Consider the following 5,457-nt stretch of genomic DNA (forward strand, 5'->3'; position numbering starts at 1 on the left):
AAAAAAAGTCTCATACAAACTAATGTATGAGACTTTTAAATAAAAACTGGCGGCGACCTACTCTCCCGCTTTCGCAGTACCATCGGCGCTGGTGGGCTTAACTTCTGTGTTCGGAATGGGAACAGGTGAGCCCCACCGCTAAAACCACCCTAAAGAAGGTATATAACGTAGAATGTACTTTGTATTAACGTAAAACCTATTGATCATTATCATTAATACTTTTTACTATTGTACATTTTACATGTTTTTTATCGATAAAAACGTTCACAAAGACAAAACCTTTATTGCGCAATTAAGTGCCTACCAATTAGGCTATAAATCTACGGGTAATTAGTACTACTCGGCTATGCTGTTACCAACTTTACACCTATAGCCTATCAACGTGGTCATCTCCCACGACCCTTAAAAGATGTCTCATCTTGAGGCGAGTTTCGCACTTATATGCTTTCAGTGCTTATCTCTTCCAAACGTAGCTACTCAGCGGTGCACCTGGCGGTACAACTGATACACCAGAGGTTTGTTCAATTCGGTCCTCTCGTACTAGAATCAAGCCCTCTCAAACATCTAACGCCCGCAATAGATAGAGACCGAACTGTCTCACGACGTTCTGAACCCAGCTCGCGTGCCACTTTAATGGGCGAACAGCCCAACCCTTGGGACCTTCTCCAGCCCCAGGATGTGACGAGCCGACATCGAGGTGCCGAACCTCCCCGTCGATGTGAGCTCTTGGGGGAGACTAGCCTGTTATCCCCGGAGTACCTTTTATCCTATGAGCGATGGCCCTTCCATGCGGAACCACCGGATCACTATGTCCTGCTTTCGCACCTGATCGACTTGTAGGTCTCACAGTCAAGCACCCTTATGCCATTACACTCTACGCACGGTTACCAAGCGTGCTGAGGGTACCTTTGAAAGCCTCCGTTACTCTTTTGGAGGCGACCACCCCAGTCAAACTACCCACCACGCAATGTCCTTCTAAAAGAAGTTAGGCTCCAAGTAAGTAAAGGGTGGTATTTCAACGTTGACTCCACAAACACTAGCGTGCCTGCTTCAAAGTCTCCCACCTATCCTACACATTACTTACTCAAAGTCAATACGAAGTTATAGTAAAGGTTCACAGGGTCTTTTCGTCCCATTGCGGGTAATCGGCATCTTCACCGATACTACAATTTCACAGAGCTCATGGTTGAGACAGTGCCCAGATCGTTACACCATTCGTGCAGGTCGGAACTTACCCGACAAGGAATTTCGCTACCTTAGGACCGTTATAGTTACGGCCGCCGTTTACTGGGGCTTCAGTCAAACGCTTCGGTTACCCTAACGCCCTTCCTTAACCTTCCAGCACCGGGCAGGTGTCAGACCCTATACAGCATCTTTCGATTTAGCAGAGTCCTGTGTTTTTGATAAACAGTCGCCTGGGCCTCTTCACTGCGGCCAGCATTGCTGCTGGCGTCTCTTCTTCCGAAGTTACGAGACTATTTTGCCTAGTTCCTTAACCATGATTCACTCTAGCACCTTAGGATTCTCTCCTCGACTACCTGTGTCGGTTTTGGTACGGGTTGCTTCACTTCGGCTTTTCTTGGAAGCACTTTCCCTGCAGCAGCTTCGCCCGAAGGCTAGGCCTTGACTATTCCGTCAGTCTCCAGCAAGTACGGCACTCCGTCCCCTTTTTAGTGTGAGCAAGTATGGGAATATTAACCCATTGTCCATCCACTACCCCTTTCGGGTTCGCGTTAGGTCCCGACTAACCCTCAGCTGATTAGCATGGCTGAGGAAACCTTAGTCTTTCGGTGAGGGGGTTTCTCGCCCCCTTTATCGTTACTTATGCCTACATTTTCTTTTCTGTACGCTCCACAATGGCTCACGCCACTGCTTCTGTGCAAACAGAATGCTCCCCTACCAGATGTACATAAGTACAAATCCATAGCTTCGGTAATATGTTTATGCCCGATTATTATCCATGCCGGACCGCTCGACTAGTGAGCTGTTACGCACTCTTTAAATGAATGGCTGCTTCCAAGCCAACATCCTAGCTGTCAATGCAGTCCAACCGCGTTGCTTCAACTTAACATATATTTGGGGACCTTAGCTGTTGGTCTGGGTTCTTTCCCTCTCGGACATGGACCTTAGCACCCATGCCCTCACTGCCGTAGAACATTTATTAGCATTCGGAGTTTGTCAGGAATTGGTAGGCGATGAAACCCCCGCATCCAATCAGTAGCTCTACCTCTAATAAACTTATATACGACGCTGCACCTAAATGCATTTCGGGGAGTACGAGCTATCTCCCAGTTTGATTGGCCTTTCACCCCTACCCACAGGTCATCCGAAGACTTTTCAACGTCAACCGGTTCGGTCCTCCACTCTGTGTTACCAGAGCTTCAACCTGCCCATGGGTAGATCACAAGGTTTCGCGTCTAATCCTACTAACTATACGCCCTATTCAGACTCGCTTTCGCTCCGGCTCCGGACCTGAAGTCCTTAACCTCGCTAGTAAAATTAACTCGTAGGCTCATTATGCAAAAGGCACGCCGTCACCCAACATGTGGGCTCCGACCGCTTGTAGGCGTACGGTTTCAGGTTCTATTTCACCCTTCTATTCGAAGTGCTTTTCACCTTTCCTTCACAGTACTTGTTCACTATCGGTCTTTCAGGAGTATTTAGCCTTGGAGGATGGTCCCCCCATATTCAGACAGGATTTCACGTGTCCCGCCCTACTCATTTATCATCAAAATATACCTTTCAAATACGGGGCTATCACCCTCTATGGCTGTTCTTTCCAGAACATTCTTTTAAATATATAAAGACTTTTGGGCTAATCCGCGTTCGCTCGCCACTACTTACGGAATCTCTTCGATTTCTTTTCCTCCGGGTACTTAGATGTTTCAGTTCTCCGGGTTTGCTCCTCTTACGAGGTGACTGGTCTTCAACCAGCCGGGTTGCCCCATTCGGACATCTCGGGATCAATTCGTGTGTGCCAATCCCCCGAGCTTTTCGCAGCTTACCACGTCCTTCGTCGCCTCTGAAAGCCTAGGCATCCGCCATACGCCCTTAACGATTTCTTTCCTAATTATTAATTAGTTCAGTATTTTTTGCTCAGCATTGCTGCCAAGCTATTTTTTGTAAACTCAAACGCTTAATTGCGCTCGGTTTTCTCTTTGTGATATTTTTACCGTTAATGTCAATGATCTTAATGTCTTTCTGCTTGTCTGATGAATGAATATTTGTTTTGGCTCTATTCATTATACTTTTAAATCAGACTCACAAAACTGTGGAGAATAAGGGAGTCGAACCCTTGACCTCCTGCGTGCAAGGCAGGCGCTCTAGCCAGCTGAGCTAATTCCCCCTCTAGTCAGACTTCAGATTACAGATTACAGATCCCAGAATTAAATCTGACCCCTACCATCTATTATCTTCCCGTCTTTTTCAATTAGTAGTCTCGGGCAGGCTCGAACTGCCGACCTCTACATTATCAGTGTAGCGCTCTAACCAGCTGAGCTACGAGACTGTCTTGTTAGACTTTTAGATTAAAGACTCCAGATATCAGACCTCATTGTCTTTCTTCTTTTATCTTTCATCTTGCCTCTCTTCCCTATACTAATTTCTAGTGGGTTTTGTATTTTTATATATATAATCAACCAAATAAAAAACTAAAGCATACTTTAAGTAAGTACATGATACACTTAAGTATCTTTAATTTTGTTTATCGTCCCGAAAGACGCTCTAAAATGAGATGTTCCAGCCGCACCTTCCGGTACGGCTACCTTGTTACGACTTAGCCCTAGTTACCTGTTTTACCCTAGGCAGCTCCTTTTACGGTCACCGACTTCAGGTACCCCAGACTTCCATGGCTTGACGGGCGGTGTGTACAAGGCCCGGGAACGTATTCACCGCGCCATGGCTGATGCGCGATTACTAGCGATTCCAGCTTCATAGAGTCGAGTTGCAGACTCCAATCCGAACTGAGACCAGCTTTCGAGATTAGCATCCAGTCACCTGGTAGCAGCCCTCTGTACTGGCCATTGTATTACGTGTGTGGCCCAAGGCGTAAGGGCCGTGATGATTTGACGTCATCCCCACCTTCCTCTCTACTTGCGTAGGCAGTCTCACTAGAGTCCTCAACTTAATGCTAGCAACTAGTGACAGGGGTTGCGCTCGTTGCAGGACTTAACCTAACACCTCACGGCACGAGCTGACGACAACCATGCAGCACCTTGAAAATTGTCCGAAGAAAAGTCTATTTCTAAACCTGTCAATTCCCATTTAAGCCTTGGTAAGGTTCCTCGCGTATCATCGAATTAAACCACATAATCCACCGCTTGTGCGGGCCCCCGTCAATTCCTTTGAGTTTCAAACTTGCGTTCGTACTCCCCAGGTGGCTAACTTATCACTTTCGCTTAGTCTCTGAATCCGAAAACCCAAAAACGAGTTAGCATCGTTTACGGCGTGGACTACCAGGGTATCTAATCCTGTTCGCTCCCCACGCTTTCGTCCATCAGCGTCAGTTAAGACATGGTAACCTGCCTTCGCAATTGGTGTTCTAAGTAATATCTATGCATTTCACCGCTACACTACTTATTCCAGCTACCTCTACCTTACTCAAGACCCGCAGTATCAATGGCAGTTTCATAGTTAAGCTATGAGATTTCACCACTGACTTACGAGTCCGCCTACGGACCCTTTAAACCCAATAAATCCGGATAACGCTTGCACCCTCCGTATTACCGCGGCTGCTGGCACGGAGTTAGCCGGTGCTTATTCGTATAGTACCTTCAGCTTTCCACACGTGGAAAGGTTTATCCCTATACAAAAGAAGTTTACAACCCATAGGGCCGTCGTCCTTCACGCGGGATGGCTGGATCAGGCTCTCACCCATTGTCCAATATTCCTCACTGCTGCCTCCCGTAGGAGTCTGGTCCGTGTCTCAGTACCAGTGTGGGGGATCACCCTCTCAGGCCCCCTAAAGATCATTGACTTGGTGAGCCGTTACCTCACCAACTATCTAATCTTGCGCGTGCCCATCTCTATCCACCGGAGTTTTCAATATCTAATGATGCCATCAAATATATTATGGGGTATTAATCTTCCTTTCGAAAGGCTATCCCCCTGATAAAGGTAGGTTGCACACGTGTTCCGCACCCGTACGCCGCTCTCAAGATTCCGAAGAATCTCTACCGCTCGGCTTGCATGTGTTAGGCCTCCCGCTAGCGTTCATCCTGAGCCAGGATCAAACTCTCCATTGTATGTTTGTCTGACTCACTCAAAGTTATTTTACGCTTTAGTTTTTCCTTACTTGGTTGTTATATTATTTTTCAATGATCTCTCTTCTTCCGCTTTATACCGTAGCCTCATTTTCTGTCGTTTGGACTACTGATTTGCGAGTGCAAAAGTAAATGTTTTTTTTGATGTGACCAAATTTTTCCGAAAGAAAATTTAAAGTTTTTTTAGTAACCTTAA

At 46.6% G+C, this 5,457-nt stretch carries 2 tRNA genes and 3 rRNA genes; all 5 read right to left on the reverse strand.

Features of this window, described 5'->3' with window-relative positions:
• Nucleotides 1–44: 44 nt before the first annotated feature.
• A 5S ribosomal RNA gene (rrf, locus tag AC3WRL_RS22540) occupies nt 45–152 on the reverse strand.
• A 158-nt stretch (nt 153–310) separates the two neighbouring features.
• Nucleotides 311–3,065: ribosomal RNA gene (locus AC3WRL_RS22545) — 23S ribosomal RNA — on the reverse strand.
• A 207-nt stretch (nt 3,066–3,272) separates the two neighbouring features.
• A tRNA-Ala gene (locus tag AC3WRL_RS22550) sits at nt 3,273–3,346 on the reverse strand.
• A gap of 88 nt (nt 3,347–3,434) precedes the next feature.
• Nucleotides 3,435–3,508 (reverse strand) — tRNA-Ile (locus tag AC3WRL_RS22555).
• A 218-nt stretch (nt 3,509–3,726) separates the two neighbouring features.
• Nucleotides 3,727–5,243, reverse strand: a 16S ribosomal RNA gene (locus tag AC3WRL_RS22560).
• The 16S, 23S and 5S rRNA genes sit together here with 2 tRNA genes alongside, the layout of an rRNA operon.
• Nucleotides 5,244–5,457: the final 214 nt, after the last annotated feature.

This window comes from Chryseobacterium sp. FW101-FHT12H09, assembly GCF_058790395.1.